Here is a 17,754-nt window from a genome sequence, read left to right as displayed (position 1 = left end):
CTGCTTATCCAGAGATCAGGTTAACTAACAACTAAAATTAATTTTCCAATATTCTCATTATTGGCCATTTTTTTATGAGCTTGTTCGACTTGCTGCCACGGATAAACAGAGTCAATTACCGGTTTAATTTGACCAGTAGCTAACTCAGCATAAAAATCATTAATGAAATCAGCAACTAGTTGGGCTTTATAACCTTCACTACGATTACGTAATGTTGAAGCGGATAAGGTTAATCGCTTTGCCAGCAACTTGGCTATATCAAGTTGCGCACAATAACGACCGCCAAGCATAGAGAGAGTAACAATATGACCATCTAGCGCGGCAACTTTAATATTTTTCGCGACATACTCCCCTGCAATCACATCAATAATAATGTCAAAACCTAAAGGCATATTCGCTTTAGAGTATGCAACAAAATCCATTTCCTGGTAGTTTATCGCCACATCTGCACCAAGGGCTAAACATGCTTGTGCTTTTATCTCACTGCTGACGGTGGTTACCACATAACAATCCTTCGCTTTTGCCAGTTGAATAGCAGCGCTGCCAACACCACTTGCACCCGCGTGAATAAGTACATTACCTTTATCCGCTAAGTTAGCAATACTGAATAAGCTTTGATAAGCAGTGAGGAAAACTTCGGCACAGGCTGCACCTTGTTCAAAAGTAAAATGTTCCGGTAAAGAAAACAACTGCTTCGCTTTCACTTTGACGTATTGTGCGTAACCACCACCAGCAACTAACGCAAAAACCTTATCATTAACTTTCCATGGTTTAGCTAAATGATTTACACCAGCGTACTCACCACATTGAACAATTTCGCCCGAAACTTCTAAACCTAAAATTAAAGACTCCCCCATTGGTGGTGGGTACTTGCCCGCACGTTGTAATAAATCAGCTCGATTAACGCCAATAGCCTTAACCTTAAGCAAACATTCATCCGCAGCTATTTCTGGCATGACTGTTTCACTGAATACTAATGATTGTTGGTTGTCGACCTGGATATATTTCAAGGATATTTCCCTGTAACTGAGCTTTAAGATATAAGAAAAAAATGAGTTAAGCTTAAACTAAATAGCTTAAGCTTACGGCGTTAGCTAAAAAGCATTAACTAAGAGGCACTTAAACTAAAGAAGATAAAGCAACGGTATTGAATTTTACTTTGCTCCAGCCATTTTGGATAAAGTTACGAATGTTAGCGTGATCGTTTCCTTGTGGGTTTTTAACGACATCATCTCGATAAAAACGACCAAAACAATTTAATGTTTGCTGCTCGGTGAATTGATTAAGCTTGGCAAAATAAAATATCTTACAAGAGCCTTCATTAGTACCTGCTTCATTAACTAAATCACCATTACTAAAACTTGCTGGTGTATAATTATAATGTTCACTAATCACATGCATCACTTGTTCAAAGCTTATTTTTTCAGCATTAGCACTTAACTCGTCAATAAAATCAGCTAAAGCGTGCTTACCTGCAACACTCGCCATTATAAATCACCAGATTTTAGTTTTGCTTTGGCTTCTGCGACTTTAGAGAAGTCTAAACCTAGTTCATTAACCGCTTGTTCAATAAGTCCAGGATCAGCCATCACTAAGCTCATAATAGCTTGTAGTTTTTCTGGTGGAATACCAAGCTGGGCAATGAATGCCATTGCCATCATAGGGTTTTCAGTAAGCGCTTGAAAAAGCTCTCCAATTTTTTCATCACTGATATTTAATTCTTTTAAAATTTGAATAATCGGGTTCATTAATTTTTCTCAAGTTAACATTAGGTAATAATCATCTTATTTTAACAAATATCAGCCATTGTGAAAGCCTCAAATCAGCTAAAATTTTCTCTCTTCATTATATTTATGGTTTTATCCGGTTGCTTACAAACCTTATTGAGTGACAGCTAACTACACTAGCCTGCAAATAAAAAGTATAATAACGCTGAATTGATATATTTTACACGAAACTCATTTATATCATTAACATTTACTTTCAAACTAACTGTCGCTATATCCTTATTTATGCAACCAAAATTTAAACCTCAAAAATTTCAACAAACAAAGCTTAAGTATCTCACTGCCTACTCAAATGAGGTACAGATGCAAGTACAACGGATGCTTGAACAAAAAAAACTAGCACAATATTTATTAAATAAATATCCAATAACCCATGAAATAAGCAATGATAAAGCCTTACGTACTTATGTAATGTCACTCAAAAACCAATACTTGAAAAAATCTGCACCTTTGAGCCAGATAAAATATGATGACAAGATTCATATCATTAATAATGCCTTAGGCCTGCACACTTATGTCTCTCGAGTCCAAGGCAATAAACTAAAAAGTAAACATGAAATTCGCATTGGTAGCTTATTCAAAAAAGCCCCAGAGGCCTTTTTAGCTATGATAGTTGTGCATGAGTTAGCTCACTTAAAAGAAAAAGACCATAACAAAGCGTTTTATAAATTATGCATGAGCATGTTGCCTGATTATCATCAATTAGAATTAGACCTACGCATTTACCTAACGCAATTGGAGGAACTAGGTGGCATCTACTCTTAATAATGCCCCGTTAACTACTCGCCGTTTACTGATGATCTAAGGTGAATGCTGAAATGCAAAGTTTGCTTTAGGCAACTATACTAATGACTCAGCTAATACTAAGATCTATCTTGTTATGTTAGTGAAATCGATAATATTGTGTTTACTATTCTTAGCTCCCTACGGGTTTTCTGAGCCTGTGCAAATTGATATTCGCCATCGCCCGCCTGAAATGTCGATAGTTGATAAAAAATATTCTGGTCCTTTAATAGACATTATTAATCTTTTACTGATAGATGCTGACTTAGAAGCACAATGGTTAGTGGTTCCTTGGCCAAGAACCTTACTCAGGGCTAAATTAGGCCAAGTCGATATAATTCCTCGCCACTCCATGACCCCTGAACGAAAAGAATACTTATTACCTATGTTGCTAGGTTATGAACAACGAAGTGTTCATTACCTACTCTCACCTCACCTCAAAAATATCGAACAATATGAATCACCCCAAAATTTTAGTGACTTGATTTTTGGCTTGTTACGGGGGTCCTATTACGGACCTTACATTGAAAGTATTAATACCAATATAAGTACTGTTTTTACGCATGATATTAATCAGTTAATGTCATTGCTGCTTTCGGGGCGAATAGATGTAATGCCGATCCAAAACCTAAATTGGGCTAAGTCAGCTTATCAAAAAGTAAAAGATAAACATTTAGGGCAACATTATAAAATAGCAGGGTTTAAAGAATCGTTTATGAGTGGAAAATACATCAGTATTCCAAAGAGTTCCCCATTAGCTAACAGGTTTCATCAACTCAACTGTAAATTGTTTAAACTGCGTAATTCTGGTGCTATTAATAGCTTTTACCAAGAGCATGGTATCACTCCCTACATTCAAATCGTCGACAATAAAGAAAGCCAGCAACAACTCAACTCTTGTTTGAAGCAGAATAGCGGTTTATAAGGTGCTAAATAACTTAAATGAACTTTATCTCCCTAAAGTTCATTATGGCTAAATTATATACTTCAAGGACAAATAAACAGATGATACCCCTGAGTAAACAATAGAGAAAATAGCTAAACGAATTATCATGCGGGAGTATTAACAATGTGCAAGAAGAGTAACCGAGCAGGCCCAGTATCAGCTCAGGTATCAATGGTGAAATCTAAACAAATAGAGCCAAGTGATGAGCAGACTATAGTTGATATAAACAGGAAAAATACAGCAGCCTTAAAATTAAAAAAGGCTATAACAAAGCAAGCAGTTGACTTAGAAAACCCAAATTATATTCTGGGCTATAACTAAACATATGATACTAGTTATGCCAAACAATAATAAAAGGCTGAATGGCCAGAAAAACACCTAAACGCTAACGCCTTAGCGTTATATTTCAATAGCTTTTATTCTAATAATTTTTATTTTAATAGGTAATGACGCTCTGGCCGCCCTACTGTGCCGTATTCAATATCGGCAATAATCTCATTACAGCTTAATAGGTACTCTAAATAGCGTCTTGCTGTAGTACGGCTTGTGCCAATATATTCAGACATAGATTCCGCAGTATAGGCCGTGCCAGAATTATCACTAAACACAGCACGAATTTTGTCTAAAGTTAATGAATCTATGCCCTTAGGCAATGGCGCAATCTCATTGATTACTGAATCTGATTTTGACGGATTAGCTAACTTCCCCTGATTATGGAAGAGTTCATCTAGATCATCTTGCTCAAAGGGCTGCTGAGTACTTAATCGCTGACGATACTGAATAAACCGAGCCAGTGTTAATTTTAAGCGAGAAAATGCTAAGGGTTTTAAAATATAATCGAAAGCGCCATAGGACATAGCCTCTTGAATCACTTCACTATCTTTAGCGGCTGTTAACATAACAATACTGATATCAGCTGCATTTAGGTCTTGTCTAACGTATTTTAAAACATCTAAGCCATTGCTCTCAACTAAGCTAACATCGAGAAAGATAAGTTCAGGCTTAAAAATGTCAAGTAGGTCTATTGCTTCTGTGGCGTTTTGTGCGATACCAACTACCTCAAAACCAGCTTCTCCATTAATTGTTTTTGACAATATATTAGCAATACGCATATCGTCTTCAACTATCACTACGCTATTTATATTTGTTATTTCCATGACTTCATCCACTCTATTATATTTACTTTACTCAGAATTTTGAGCTTTGGGGATTGTTTGCTTAATAACTTAACTTTATTTTTGACTGAGTATTAAGGCGCTTATTGGGCGATTTATTTAGGTATATACACTGTCATTATCGTGCCACCCGTTTTCGAACGGGTAATTGATAAAGTACCTTCCACTTGATCCAAACAGTTTTTCACCAAAAACATACCAATACCATGTCCCATGGCACGTTTTGTTGTTTGACCAAAGGTGAAAATATCTTTAATTGCCGCATCAGTCATACCGACGCCAGAGTCTTCGATTTCAAAAATTATATCTTCGCCCATATCGGTAAACGACAGTGTCACCTGAGCTGGTTTCTCTTTATTACTACTTGCCGCGTCAAAAGCATTTTCCAGTATATTGCCAAGAATCGTCACCAATTTTGAGCGTGGCAATTTATTCGGTACTTGCAGCAAACTGCTTTCATTATCAATAATTAATTCAATTTTTCGTTCCTTGGCAACATCATATTTACCAAGGATAAGGCCGGCTATTATGGGGTCTGGCACAATACGCATTAGAAAAGCAATCAACTCTTGATAGCCAGTATTTTCTACCATAATTAAATCTAGCGCATCATCATAAGAGCCTATTTGAATTAAGCCGCCTATGGTATTGAGCTTATTCGAATACTCATGTGTCTGTACCCGTAACATGGTAGAAAACTGCTTCACTTGCGATAGTTTCTCACTCAATTCAACAATGTCATCTTTGCGGCGAAAGGAAACCACTACGCCACGTTGTTTATCGGCAATCATTAAAGGCGTTTTGGTTAATATTAACGTTCCTACCGAAATATCTACCTCAATATCTCGCCATATCCTTGATGAACCACTGGCAAATATATATTGATAATCAGGTAATAATTCATCTACAGCAGAGCCAATCAATGCCTCTTCAGTAATATTGGCTAAAATTTCGATGGCCATAGGATTACAACTACTAATAATACCTTGCTCATCAATGACTACTACACCTTCAAGAATTGATTCAAGCACCGCTTTTCGTTCACTATAAACCCTAGATATTTCCTCAGGCTCCAAGCCAAATATCTCATCTCTATAACGCTTAGCAATATACAAGACCAAACAGCAGCCGGCGACTAAGGTAATACCAAAAACCCATGAAAATGTATCTCGGTAATTACTAATACTGAGCATCATACCGTGTTCTAAATAACCTACAGAAATTAAACCGATGATCTGGCCATCGTTCGACAAAACCGGCGTTTTCCCTCGAATAGAAACACCTAAAGATCCCTCAGCCTTTGAGACATACGACTCGCCAAGGCTAAGGGCTCTAATACTATCTCCCCCTATCATGGCTTTATTTATTTTTATTGGATTAGGGTGTGAATAACGTATGCCTTTATCATCACCAACTACGATAAAAGAAGCCGCTATAGCTTCTCTAATAGGCTCTACATAAGACTGGATAGGTTGGCTTTTTTTATCTAGGAGGGATTGTACAATAATAGGGTTTTTAGCTAAGGATTGAGCAACTGAAAGCGCTTTTTCACCAAGCTGTTGTTCAAACTCTTGCTCTAAATAAGAAACACTAAACATACCTAAAAAAATGGTCTGTAACATCACCAGCAGCACAGACAATAATGCTAACTTATTATGTAAACCCATTACTTTAAATTTACTGGTTATTTTCATTGGCATTTCTTTTAAATCGGCAGATAAGAAAATTCATCGGTAATACATCGAAGTTACTTTAAATTTAGTTAATACTGACAAGCTAAGCAACATGGTATTACCTAGCTTGTGCAATTGTATCAAGCTCTACACTTAGAAACTAAATTTCAGCAACCTTGCTTGAAGCATCAGAGTCATCGCCTTTTCTCAATGAAGAGATAATTGGCATTAACAATACCAGCACGGTTACCGTCAATATCCCTAAGGTAATTGGTCTATCCCACAAAAATGAAATTGAACCATCATATAACGTTAGCGACCGACGTAAGTTTTGCTCTAACATGCCACCTAAAATAAATCCTAAGATCAAGGGAGACATACTAAAATCAAGTAACCTCAAACCAATAGCTATTACCGCAAAGCCAGCCATCATATAGATATCAAAATTATTAAAGGAAACTAAATAAACGCCAATCAATGAAAAGAACAAAATTAAAACCGTTAGCAGTTGCTTAGGTAACGTCAGTGCTTTAGCAATATAAGGTATCAAGGGTAAATTGATTAGCAATAACACTATGTTGCCGATATACATAGAAACAATAACTGACCAAAACACTTCAGGGTTATCAATAAACAAACGCGGACCTGGCTGAATACCATAGGCCATTAACGCACCTAGCATAACAGCAGTGGTACCTGAGCCCGGAATACCTAAAGTAAGTAAAGGTACAAATGAACCACTACAAGCCGCATTATTAGCAGTTTCAGGGGCAGCTAAGCCACGTAAACTGCCTTTACCAAATTTAAGCTTTTCTTTGGCTGAAGATAAATTACGCTCCATACCGTAGGCAAGAAAAGAAGCTATGGTCGCACCCGCACCAGGCAATACACCAACAAAAAAACCAAGTATGGATGATCTACCCACTGTAGGCGCCATTTCTTTTATTTCTGCTCTAGTAAGTTTCAAGCTACCTACTTCTGTCGCGGGAGTAACACCTGAGCCATCATCTTTATTATTAACAATTGATAAAAGCGCTTCTGATAGGGCAAACATAGACATTGCAATTAACAAGAAGCTAATACCATCGAGTAAATCAATTTGACCAAAAGTAAAGCGTTCAATCCCTGAGGCTTGGTCTGTGCCTACCGTAGATAACATCAAACCAAACAGAGTCATCATAATAGACTTCAGAAAATTGCCTTTACTGGAAAATGCAGCAACTGCCGTTAAGCCTAGTAATAGTAAGGCGAAATAATCAGGCGATTGGAAGCTAAGAGAAATACTCGACAGCGCAGGCGCTGCGACTAGCAAAAATACTGCTGCAATAGTGCCGCCACTAAACGAAGCATAGGCCGCAATAGCCAAGGCTTTACCTGCTTGCCCTTTACATGCCATAGGGTAACCATCAAATGATGTCGCTACTGTGCCAGCAACACCAGGAGCATTAATCAATATTGATGAGGTTGAACCACCAAAAATAGCACCATAATAAACCCCAGCCATTAAGATCATGCCAGATGAGGGATCGATCCCATAAGTAATAGGGATCATCAACGCTATCGCAGTGATTGGACCTAAACCCGGTAACATGCCAATAAAAGTACCGACAAAACAGCCGAAGATAACAAATAGTATGTTTTGCATCGACATCGCGGTTTGAAAACCAATAATTAAACCATCTAACATAGTATTATCCCCAAAGGTCGCCGGTTGTTAAGTAAATACCTAATAGCTGCGTCATGATTGCCCAAAAGACAATAACAACAGGAACTGAGGCAAGAAATAAGTTTTTAATGCTACGCTCACCGAGAATAAGGAAGCCAAAAACTAGAAAAGAAATGGTCGATAAAATAAAGCCAAATTGCTCTAAAGTAGCACCGTAATAAATCATTAACGCAATAAGACTCGCCACCTTTATCCAGCTTTCCTTATCAAAACTACTCGCATCAGCAGCTGAATTATTAGTACTGCGAATATCGTTAATAACTGACATAACAATAGCTAAACTTGAGACGATAATGCCTAAAAGGGCATAAAGTTTAGGCATGGATTGTGATGTGAAGACATCGTATTCTTCGCCAGGGTATAAAGGAATTTGTCCGGCGTAGTAACCATAACAAACACTAAAAATAAAAAATATTAATGCGCCAATGACATTTTTACTGATTTTCATAACTCACCTCAAACTGCACGGCCATTGTTATTAAAACTTAGCAAACAAGACAATGCAGCATTACAACTAAAACTTTATTTCAAGAAACGTTATTTTTTCAAAAAGCCTAATTCATGCATCAATACACCAAGCTCTTTTTCTTGGTTTTCTAAAAAGTGATAGAACTCGCTGTCAGGGTTATACAAGTTTACCCAACCATTACGGTCTTTAATTTTTGTCCACTCAGGCGTTTCTTGCACATCGCCTAATAATTTGGCATAGGCTTTAACTTTTTCATCAGACATTGCTGGTGAAGCAAAGAAACCACGCCAGTTGGCAAAAACTACGCCATAACCCATTTCTGATAAAGTTGGTATTTCAGGAAGGACGTCTAAGCGCTCTTTTGAGGTAACAGCTAAAATACGAACATCGCCACTTTGTGCCATAGTTAATGCTTCACCAACACCGGTAGATAAAATAGCGGTTTCACCTGAAAGTAAACCAGCCATTGCTTTACCGCCACCATCATAAGCAACATAAACAACCCTTCTAAATTTAGCGCGTCCTGCTTTGATTGCCATTGCTGCAACAAGGTGATCTAAACTACCGCGTGATGAGCCACCAGAGAATTTCACTTTGCGTGGATTAAGTTTAAAGTCAGCTAAGACATCACGCCAATCATGGTACTTAGAGTCTTTACGAACGACAAAAGCGCCAAAATCAGCAATGGTGCCAGCAACAGGTTTTAAATCACGAAATGATTGTGGGAAAACACCGGTTAACGAACGAACTACTATGGGTGTTGAATTCACCATTAGCGTGTTTTTTTGCTTTGCCGCAGTTTCAATCATATAAGCAATGGCTTTCCCGCCGCCGCCACCTGACATATTTTGAAAAGAAGCATTTTTGATTTTCCCTGATTTCATCAAAGCTTCACCGGTGCCACGTGCTGTACCATCCCAACCGCCACCAGGGCCACCTGGAATAAGGAAATGTATCTCTGATGTATCTACCGTATCGCTTGCCATTGATGAAGTAGAGACAAGCGAAAGAAGACCAATAGCCATAGAGGCTAAGGTAAATTGTTTAATATTCATAATTAATCCTAAAATTTTTTGATAAACGCTAATCTTGGGCTAGCTATAAACAGCCCAAGCATTGAGGTAGAGCTAGAACAGATATTGCAGTCTTGCGGTAAAGGCTTTACCGTCAGTGTGCTCGCCAACTAAATCATCAGCGCCTGGACCACCCACTTCTGAAATTAAGTAATTGGCCATTATCTTAATCTTTTTATTAAGGTAATAAGTCGCACCTAAGGTGATGACATCGGCCTTGGTACCTTGATTATTTGCTGTAGCATCGAATTGGCTCATTCGGGCATAGACTTCCCAAGCGCCATTATCTGAAATAGGCGTTGGTGAATTAAATACACCACGTTTTTTATAAACCCTACTCTCGCCCGTTAAGAAATAACTAGCGGTCACATAATAACCATCGAAGCTACTATCATTCATACTATCAACAGCATCTACATCACGTACAGCATATTCAGCTTGAATAGACATAGGTCCATAGACTCCGGCAAACTCTAAGCCAAACTGAGTCATATTATCAACAGCAAAAGTATCGCCACCAGCAGCATAGTTAACCAAACGAACATTGGTATTACGCACTTCACCGCGAGCAAACTTGGCACTCAGCTTATCGCCGCCCATGTCACGTTGTGAACCCCAAGCGCCAAAATGTACCGTTTCACCTTTATTATGAATCGGAGACCAAGTTAAACGACCCGTTACTGAAAGATTAAGATCACCATTTTCATCCTGACCATTAGTACCAAAGCTACCACCCTTGTATGCGCCAACAGCATAACGAAGACCTGTGTTTTTAAAGTATTGATAGGCTGAAGCACCGTATTTAAAATAAGGTGACATGACGTTAGACAACATAGGTCGAGAGATAGCAGTAATATGTTTACTACTCGTTAATGCTTCTAAACTGATATCTTCGCGAATCTTACCCACTTTAATAGTAGGACCATTTTCAAACCCTTTATAACGTAAGCGAGCTAAAGTAATTTCACCTTTGTTTTCAGAAAAATCGAGTAATAATTTGTAATCCCAATTATCAGCCTTTCCTTGAACATAAGTTCGAACACGACGCGGGAAAAGGTCTGAACCCGTTGCACCATCATTATCCGCATTATAGGCGCCATCAAAACGGTTATAGTCCAGCTGGAATCGACCTCCTATTTTAAAAGATTTGTCACCATCATTGCTTTTAATCTTAACACCACCGCCTTTCGTTTTAACTTTGGGCGTTTTTTTTATTTTTTCAACAGCTTTGGTTAATTCATCAACTTGTTGTTGTAGTTTTTTTACTTCTTCTGATTCATTGGCCTGAGCAGCCACTGGCAATGTTAGGGCTAATGCTAACGCTAAACTAACGCCGCCCATTCGGTATTTTGACGTGAAGTTTTCTATAGTTTTTTGATGTTTTTCTCTCATGAGCTGAAATCCCTCTAACTTGTTGTAATATATTTTTTATAAATATTTCTAGTACCAATGGTGAATTTATATTCACTTAAATCTGAGATTAACTCAGGTATTGGACGCCTATAGTTGAGTTTTGAGGCATGGAAAGTAAACAATGAAAAACTAAATAACTTTAAGAGCATAAAAACAATTAAACACATAAAATTTACGTTAAGTTACACTTTTCTATAAATTTAAAAATAACTGATAAGTAGCAAGTACTTAATCAGTATAGGTTAAAATTTTACCGCTTTAGAAGTGAAGGTGTTGAACCAAACTTACTGAGGTAGGTTTACTAGAAACACTCGACAGTTTTTTTAATTGCATTACAATAAATGCACTTTACATCAGCAAAGCAATCAAGATGTCTGAAACTAAGATTAAGTTTGAACTGGAAAAGCAAAACAAGAATAGTGTCCGCTATAAAGAAGTCCCCAAAGACGGCATGCCGCCAATTCTAGGCTCTATTTATGTACAAAAGTGGTATGCGGGGAATAGTAAATATTTAGAGGTAACGGTCAATAAGGTTGAATAACTCGTCTTGTATAAAAGGTTTAGATAGCGTAAAAAGCAAAAAACCAGAATACCTTATAATGAGGTAATTCTGGTTTTTTTGGCTTAACCGTTAGTAAATAAACGGTTAATATTTCTGCTTGTTACGCTTGGTATAACATAGCTAGAAATTCTTTAGACTCATTCAATTGGGTAAATTTAAACAATTGTGAACCTGCTTGGTCTTTAACAACAACATTTAATTTGTTGATTGAAATAGACTTTACTGGTGCTTCAATAGCGTAAATCTTACCTTGATAAGTATAAGACATAATATAACTCCTTTAATTGCGTAAAAACGCAATATTAAAAAGCCGATAACTGCATACACATAATGATAATAATACGATGAACCAATCGAGAACAACTCGAGATTTCATGCAGCAAAAAGCTTTAATTTAATAACTTTTTATTAAGGTATTGGCTGACTGTGAAAGGGAAAGACAAAACACGAAAAAATCACTGGGGATTAACGTTAACTAGCTGTGAAAAGATAATTAACGTAGGGAAATATACTAGTCTTTGTTGAAAAAGTAAACATTTATTTTTAATGGCGTTTAAAAAAAGCATTACCGACTTAATGCTAGTGAGTAAATCAACCTATCTGACTTAAGTATTTTAACATTTCAACGATAAAATATCACAGTCAATATTGTCGAGTACTTTTTCTACGGTATTACCAATAAATTTACCGTTATTCGCCATGCCCATAACTAATAAGTCAACTTGCTGACTTTTCACTAACTCTGGTATTTCATACTCGGCAGACCCCGCAATCAGGTGAGTCAATTGTTCATCAAATGTATAGTTGCTCAGTAACTCACTAAAAGCTGCTTGGTGATGAGCCTTAATAGCATCACTGTACTCATGAAAGTCGCCATTGATCAAACTATGGTCCATGCCCACTGAGCTCATGCCTTGCCATAATTCTATCCCGATCGGTTGATAACAATGGCACACATGAACTTGCGCATCAAATAACTCAGCCATGACCAAGCCTGCTTGTAAAATATTAACATCTAATTTTTCGACTTTATTATGTGTTTTTTCAGGGTCTACGGCTGTCATAACTTTATGGTATGAGTCGTCATCTCTGTTTTTAGTAAGTAACAAAGGCACAGGGCAATGTTCAAGTAATTGCCAATCGCAAGGAGTAAAAAACATTTTATTAATCATCGAGCTTTTCTGGGTTGATTTAACCACCATAGACGCGTTGACTTTTGCTGCTTTGGTCAGTACTGCACAGCTTACATCGGCATGCCATACGACATCAAAATGTACCACAATATCAAGGGCTTTCACTTCAGGTAAATAGGTTTCTAACCAGCGAAGTTTAGAGGCTATATATTCCTTTTGTAAAGCATCTAACTGCTCTTGATTAAAGTTCCAATGACTAACAAACTCATTTTTATATACAACAAGAAAAAGCTCAATCGTGGCAGAGGTTTTTTCCGCTATATTAATGGCTTGTATTAATGCCGTTTGGCGGTCACTATTATCATCCATTACCACCAAAATACTTTTAATAAACTTCATAATTTACTCCTAAGTATCAAGCCTATAAACCACATCTGCTTCAATAAATTCCCTCTTCACTTAGAACATAACCTTTGTTACTCCCCTTACTTAAAAATTAGTAGAATGAATGACTTTTAGCAACGTATTTATCAGAAGTTTTCAGAAAAACGCTTCTACTTAAAGCATTCAAAATCGAAAGTCGCACATCTAAACATCAAAAAGCGAAATGGAGTGATAATCGTCAGTGTTTTCATGGTGTCTAGCTTTGTTATTATTTATACTAAACTTATTATAAAGTAAGCCAATCAAACAACTAATTTGAAGTTAATTACAAGAAAATATCAGCTAAGATTACTTGCTTGCATGGTGTTATCATTATTAAGTCATCATGCTTTAGCTAAAAACAAAGTTTACTTCGAAGAACTATTCTCTACAGCGGTAGTGCTCACCGATTCAGAAACAATAACCTTAGGTGTGGGTAACTTTGACCCCGACAAGTTATTAAAATCACACGAGCAGGATTTTACTGAAAGCGACTCTATAAAACTGAGGAATGAATTAACCGCTTACAGTATTCCGTATACTTGGGTGTTGTCAGAAAGCAAACCTAAAAAAAAGCAGTCTACATTCTTTTATAAAGATGAGTTAACTACATCAATATCTTACCTTAAACAGAAAACTAAAACAGACTTGCTATCACAATCGTCGATAACTGATGACAATAAAGATGAGATTTATTCCGCTTATTTTGCTTATAGCAAACATAGTCAACTTAATGATAATTGGGATTTTAGGTTAAGAATTGGTTCGTATCTAATGCACCATGAGAATAGCTTTAACTATAACAGCGAAGAGTCACAACAGTATCAAGATATATTTGATGGCGTATTTTTAAACTTATCAGCCAATGCTTTTATTATTGAGCCTAATGTTAAGTTAACTTATAGCCACCCCAAAGATTGGGGAAAGTGGCAGTATATAAGTGATTTAAATGTATTTAATGGCGTAACCTTTAATGGTGTTGAGTCGAGCCAAGACGCTAATCCTCATGGTTGGCGGTTTAACAATGCCTTAAAATTGCATTACAACCTCAACCAATCAAAGTTTCATGCCGAATCTTTATATGTAAAATTTCAACGCTCGGACATTGGTGGCGACATGGTTAATAGCTTAGGAACAGATCACTTTTATGAGTTAGGCATTGGTATATTACTCGACACCCGTAAATTCACTGACTTAGCGGAAAATGTTGGCATAGGCATTAATATCCATCATGGTAGTAACCTTAATGGCGGCAGTATTGTTTTTTATTTTAATGAGTTATAACTATCTTTAATTGCCTAACTTTCACTATCCCTTTTCCATTCAAGTAATGTGTTTAATATCCTTAGTATATTCTCTGACTAGGTAACTTTTTTCGGCGGTTATCATTCGGTCTACTATAAAAAATCCGCTCTATTAAGATTAATGAATGACCTTAATAGAGCGGATGATATTATTGATAGTAAAGTAAAAGTTATAACTTTACCCACCGACAGGCACTACACCCTTGACCGTTAACTCACCGAACGTCTCAGTTACGTCCACTTTATGGTATTTAAGGGCAAATGACATTGCTTGTAGTTTGCATTGATTTTTACCATTAATTAAAATTGTGCTTTGTGGAGATAATTTTATTTTTCGGATCGCTTGAGGGGTATTAAATTCCATTTTATCATTCCTTTGAAGTAGTGAAACCCAGTATGTATATTTAACATACTACAGTCAGTGTAGGCTAAACCTTAATTAACGCCAATCATGAGGGGGATTATTCACCATATGGAATTGGTATAAAAATAACCATAATATTTATATTTTGCTGTTGTGAAGGTAGCTCGAGTGAGATTTCTGTCTTACAACTCGTATCTTTAAGTAATATAACTATATAGCGATCAATAAAGCTATTATTCATCATAGTCTTAATAATAAAATGTGCATAAGTCAGTTTTCCATTATAAAAATATGCACTATCAGGAGTAAACAATGTTAGAAATGGCTGTAATATATCTCGCCGCGGCAATTATTGCGGTGCCTATAGCAAAACGTGTCGGTTTAGGTTCGGTACTCGGTTATTTGTTAGCGGGTATTTTGATTGGGCCTTTTTTGTTGGGCTTAGTTGGCGATCAAACTGATGTCATGCATTTTGCCGAGTTTGGTGTAGTGATGATGTTATTTTTAGTTGGCCTTGAATTGCAACCTTCACGTTTATGGAAATTAAGGCACTCAATTATCGGCCTCGGCGGCTTGCAAGTAGTGGTAACAACCTTGCTTATTTCTGCGGCCTGTTATTTTGTTTTTTCTTTAGTTTGGCAAACCTCACTTGCCATAGGTTTAATGCTAGCGCTCTCCTCTACTGCCATCGTTTTACAAACCTTAAATGAAAAAGGCTGGATAAAACAAGAAGCTGGTCAAAACTCATTTTCAGTATTACTTTTTCAAGATATTGCCGTAATACCTATTTTGGCATTAGTGCCCTTATTAGCTTTTAGTGACAACATTGCCAGCTCAGGCTCTCATGGCAACTTGATAGAACATTTTCCTGTTTATATACAAACGCTAATATCCGTTGGTGTTATCGCTGCGATTGTCTTAGCGGGAAAGTATGTTTCTGCGCCCTTATTTCGCTATATTGCCGAAACACGCCTACGTGAGCTATTTACTGTTTTTGCCTTATTTTTGGTGATTTTCATTGCGGTGATCATGCAAAAAATAGGTTTATCTCCTGCCCTTGGCACCTTTTTAGCCGGTGTGGTTCTAGCTGAAAGTGAATTTAGACACGAATTAGAAGTAGATATCGAACCCTTTAAAGGCTTGTTGCTTGGTTTGTTTTTTATCACTGTCGGCGCTTCAATTGATTTCCCATTATTGTTTGCAGAGCTAAGCTTAGTGACCTTATTAGTGGTGTCGTTAATTGTGATCAAAGCCGCGGTTTTATTTTGTTTAGCATCGTTATTTAAAATGGCAAAGAAACAGAAGTTACTATTTACCCTTGCCTTAGCACAAGGCGGTGAATTTGCTTTTGTATTGTTATCACTAACCTCTACCTTACAAATACTCACGCCAGAACAAAGTAAAATAACAACCTTAGTGGTCGCTATTTCTATGTTGATGGCGCCAGTTTTATTAATCATCTATGAGAAAATTATCGATAAAGAACAAGAAGAAGCACACGAATTTGATAAACCTGAAGATATTGAAGCAACCAAAAGCGTTATTATTGCCGGATACGGTCGTTTTGGTCAAATAGTAGGCCGCCTACTCAGCTCTCAAGGTTACCATTTATCTATTTTAGACCACAGCCCCAGTCAAATAGAACTGCTAAAAAAGTTTGGTAATAAGGTATTTTACGGTGATGCCGCACGCAAAGATTTATTAGAAGCCTCAGGTGCACAAGAAGCACAATTATTAGTAATAGCCATTGATGATGCTGATAAAATCATTGAAATAGCCCAACTTGCACAGAAACATTACCCTAACTTACAAATTGTTGCTCGGGCAGTTGATCGCCACCATGCCTATGAATTAATTCGCATTGGGGTCAAAACCATTAAAAGAGAAACCTTTGAATCAGCCTTAGGTTTAGGTGTTGAAGCATTAAAGTTATTGGGTAATAGCCAAGAAAGCGCTAAACGTGCCGGTGAGTTATTTGCAGAGCATGATAGAGAGTCAATGCATGTATTATCAGAAATATGGGGGGACGATCACAGTTATGGTGTAGCGGTTAAACATCGCATGGAACTGCTGCAACAAGTATTAGTGAATGATAAAGAAGAGCAAAGTAAAATACAGACTTGCCAGAAATCAGCAGAAAGTAAATAAAAAAACATCACAATATACTATTACTTACAATCAATAAAAAAGCCCTTATCTAGAGGATAAGGGCTTTGACTAACCTTGTTACTTAGACAGCAATAAGTTTATGCCGTCATGATTTTCCAGAAATTCAACTCATTTTTTGTTGGCGAGCTAATAAGATTAATGCCATAAACATTAACAACACAGATGCTGGCTCAGGTACATCAACTGGGTTGCCTGAAGTAACAGAGTAAGTATTACCACTACTGCTAACACCAGTAAATGCTGCGCCAAAATCATCACCAAAGGCCAAGTCGCTTAAACCTAAACTTCCTGAGCCACTGCCAATCACTGTAAAATCAACACTCGCTAATATAAAGCGGCTTAAACCATCTTGCACTGGTAATAACTCATCCCACCATGCATAGCTGGTTTCTGACAGGCCTAAATTATCAACCATAACATCACTAAATTGATCACTACCTGCGCCTACATTGAGTTTATTGCCAAAACTGGTCGATACATACTCAATGAGTGAATTATCCCAAGAGACATTAAAGTCAAAAGTAGCCAATAATTTTTGAAAGCCAAAAGTGTCTTCTTCAATATCAGAAATGATAAAGTCTGCCGTTAAGACATCTCCTATTTGATAGTTATCTTGATTTAGCTCAACGCTAAGTAATGTTGCCTGCGTGCTTAACGAAACTAAAAGTGCCGTTAATAATGTTATTAATTTTTTCATGGTTACTTCCTTTTATATAATTTTTAATTTATTAATTTGTATTGAATAAATTGAGTT

General features: G+C 37.0%; 19 protein-coding genes. 6 read left to right on the top strand and 13 right to left on the bottom strand.

Annotated elements, in window-relative coordinates; all coding sequences use genetic code 11:
* Positions 1-20 precede the first annotated feature (20 nt).
* The 3 genes from GAB14E_RS00310 to GAB14E_RS00320 form a co-directional block, all read right to left on the bottom strand.
* Positions 21-1,010, bottom strand: a complete 990-nt coding sequence (locus tag GAB14E_RS00310) for a zinc-binding dehydrogenase (RefSeq protein WP_033084640.1) — start codon at positions 1,008-1,010, stop codon at positions 21-23.
* A 109-nt stretch (positions 1,011-1,119) separates the two neighbouring features.
* A complete protein-coding gene (locus GAB14E_RS00315; RefSeq protein WP_033084639.1) occupies positions 1,120-1,488 on the bottom strand; it encodes a HopJ type III effector protein in 369 nt (122 codons plus the stop codon).
* Positions 1,488-1,748, bottom strand: coding sequence for a DUF2999 family protein (locus GAB14E_RS00320; protein WP_033084638.1), 261 nt, complete (start codon positions 1,746-1,748; stop codon positions 1,488-1,490). The genes GAB14E_RS00315 and GAB14E_RS00320 overlap by 1 nt, the downstream gene beginning before the upstream one ends.
* Before the next feature lie 264 nt (positions 1,749-2,012).
* Here GAB14E_RS00320 and GAB14E_RS00325 point away from each other — a divergent pair, with 264 nt between their 5' ends.
* The 3 genes from GAB14E_RS00325 (at position 2,013) to GAB14E_RS00330 (ending at position 3,837) form a co-directional block, all read left to right on the top strand.
* Positions 2,013-2,552: a M48 metallopeptidase family protein gene (locus GAB14E_RS00325; RefSeq protein WP_033084637.1), complete on the top strand. Its 540-nt coding sequence runs from the start codon at positions 2,013-2,015 to the stop codon at positions 2,550-2,552.
* Between the two features lie 178 nt (positions 2,553-2,730).
* Positions 2,731-3,495 (top strand): substrate-binding periplasmic protein, encoded by a 765-nt coding sequence (locus GAB14E_RS24345; protein WP_197061264.1) that lies wholly within the window; start codon positions 2,731-2,733, stop codon positions 3,493-3,495.
* A gap of 192 nt (positions 3,496-3,687) precedes the next feature.
* The gene (locus GAB14E_RS00330; protein WP_156115816.1) at positions 3,688-3,837 is read left to right on the top strand and encodes a hypothetical protein; all 150 of its coding nucleotides are present in this window, start codon (positions 3,688-3,690) and stop codon (positions 3,835-3,837) included.
* Positions 3,838-3,947: 110 nt separating this feature from the next.
* Here GAB14E_RS00330 and GAB14E_RS00335 read toward each other — a convergent pair whose 3' ends face one another.
* From GAB14E_RS00335 to GAB14E_RS00360, 6 genes are all read right to left on the bottom strand, one after another.
* Positions 3,948-4,673: a response regulator gene (locus tag GAB14E_RS00335; protein ID WP_081967932.1), complete on the bottom strand. Its 726-nt coding sequence runs from the start codon at positions 4,671-4,673 to the stop codon at positions 3,948-3,950.
* Between the two features lie 113 nt (positions 4,674-4,786).
* The gene (locus GAB14E_RS00340) at positions 4,787-6,385 is read right to left on the bottom strand and encodes an ATP-binding protein (protein WP_033084635.1); all 1,599 of its coding nucleotides are present in this window, start codon (positions 6,383-6,385) and stop codon (positions 4,787-4,789) included.
* Between the two features lie 139 nt (positions 6,386-6,524).
* Positions 6,525-8,051 carry a tripartite tricarboxylate transporter permease gene (locus tag GAB14E_RS00345; protein ID WP_033084634.1) on the bottom strand — a complete coding sequence of 509 codons (1,527 nt, stop codon included), beginning with the start codon at positions 8,049-8,051 and terminating at the stop codon, positions 6,525-6,527.
* 4 nt (positions 8,052-8,055) lie between these two features.
* Positions 8,056-8,538 carry a tripartite tricarboxylate transporter TctB family protein gene (locus GAB14E_RS00350; RefSeq protein ID WP_033084633.1) on the bottom strand — a complete coding sequence of 161 codons (483 nt, stop codon included), beginning with the start codon at positions 8,536-8,538 and terminating at the stop codon, positions 8,056-8,058.
* Between the two features lie 89 nt (positions 8,539-8,627).
* On the bottom strand, positions 8,628-9,614 hold the full coding sequence (locus tag GAB14E_RS00355) for a tripartite tricarboxylate transporter substrate binding protein (protein ID WP_052094177.1): 987 nt from the start codon (positions 9,612-9,614) through the stop codon (positions 8,628-8,630).
* Between the two features lie 72 nt (positions 9,615-9,686).
* Entirely contained in the window at positions 9,687-10,973 is a 1,287-nt protein-coding gene (locus GAB14E_RS00360; RefSeq protein ID WP_033084693.1) for an OprO/OprP family phosphate-selective porin, read from the bottom strand.
* 442 nt (positions 10,974-11,415) lie between these two features.
* On the opposite strand from GAB14E_RS00360, the gene GAB14E_RS25200 reads away from it, so the two are divergent.
* The gene (locus tag GAB14E_RS25200; RefSeq protein ID WP_197061263.1) at positions 11,416-11,586 is read left to right on the top strand and encodes a hypothetical protein; all 171 of its coding nucleotides are present in this window, start codon (positions 11,416-11,418) and stop codon (positions 11,584-11,586) included.
* A gap of 121 nt (positions 11,587-11,707) precedes the next feature.
* On the opposite strand, the gene GAB14E_RS25195 is transcribed toward GAB14E_RS25200, so the two are convergent.
* Together GAB14E_RS25195 and GAB14E_RS00365 are read right to left on the bottom strand one after the other, a co-directional pair.
* Positions 11,708-11,875: a hypothetical protein gene (locus tag GAB14E_RS25195; RefSeq protein ID WP_197061262.1), complete on the bottom strand. Its 168-nt coding sequence runs from the start codon at positions 11,873-11,875 to the stop codon at positions 11,708-11,710.
* A 346-nt stretch (positions 11,876-12,221) separates the two neighbouring features.
* Positions 12,222-13,139: a universal stress protein gene (locus GAB14E_RS00365; protein ID WP_033084632.1), complete on the bottom strand. Its 918-nt coding sequence runs from the start codon at positions 13,137-13,139 to the stop codon at positions 12,222-12,224.
* 300 nt (positions 13,140-13,439) lie between these two features.
* Between GAB14E_RS00365 and GAB14E_RS00370 the strand changes: the two genes are divergently transcribed.
* Entirely contained in the window at positions 13,440-14,447 is a 1,008-nt protein-coding gene (locus GAB14E_RS00370; protein WP_156115815.1) for a Solitary outer membrane autotransporter beta-barrel domain, read from the top strand.
* A 198-nt stretch (positions 14,448-14,645) separates the two neighbouring features.
* Here GAB14E_RS00370 and GAB14E_RS00375 read toward each other — a convergent pair whose 3' ends face one another.
* Complete coding sequence (locus GAB14E_RS00375) at positions 14,646-14,831, bottom strand: hypothetical protein (RefSeq protein ID WP_033084630.1); 186 nt, start codon at positions 14,829-14,831, stop codon at positions 14,646-14,648.
* A 312-nt stretch (positions 14,832-15,143) separates the two neighbouring features.
* On the opposite strand from GAB14E_RS00375, the gene GAB14E_RS00380 reads away from it, so the two are divergent.
* On the top strand, positions 15,144-16,979 hold the full coding sequence (locus GAB14E_RS00380; protein ID WP_033084629.1) for a monovalent cation:proton antiporter-2 (CPA2) family protein: 1,836 nt from the start codon (positions 15,144-15,146) through the stop codon (positions 16,977-16,979).
* 124 nt (positions 16,980-17,103) lie between these two features.
* Here the strand turns inward: GAB14E_RS00380 and GAB14E_RS00385 are convergent, their stop codons facing one another.
* Positions 17,104-17,697, bottom strand: coding sequence for a hypothetical protein (locus tag GAB14E_RS00385; protein WP_033084628.1), 594 nt, complete (start codon positions 17,695-17,697; stop codon positions 17,104-17,106).
* Between the last annotated feature and the right edge of the window lie 57 nt (positions 17,698-17,754).

The sequence above is a fragment of the Colwellia psychrerythraea genome (genome assembly GCF_000764185.1).
Lineage (GTDB): Bacteria > Pseudomonadota > Gammaproteobacteria > Enterobacterales > Alteromonadaceae > Colwellia > Colwellia psychrerythraea_B.
The sequence above is the reverse complement of the archived record's forward strand: the minus strand, read 5'-3'. Positions and strand labels throughout refer to the sequence as shown.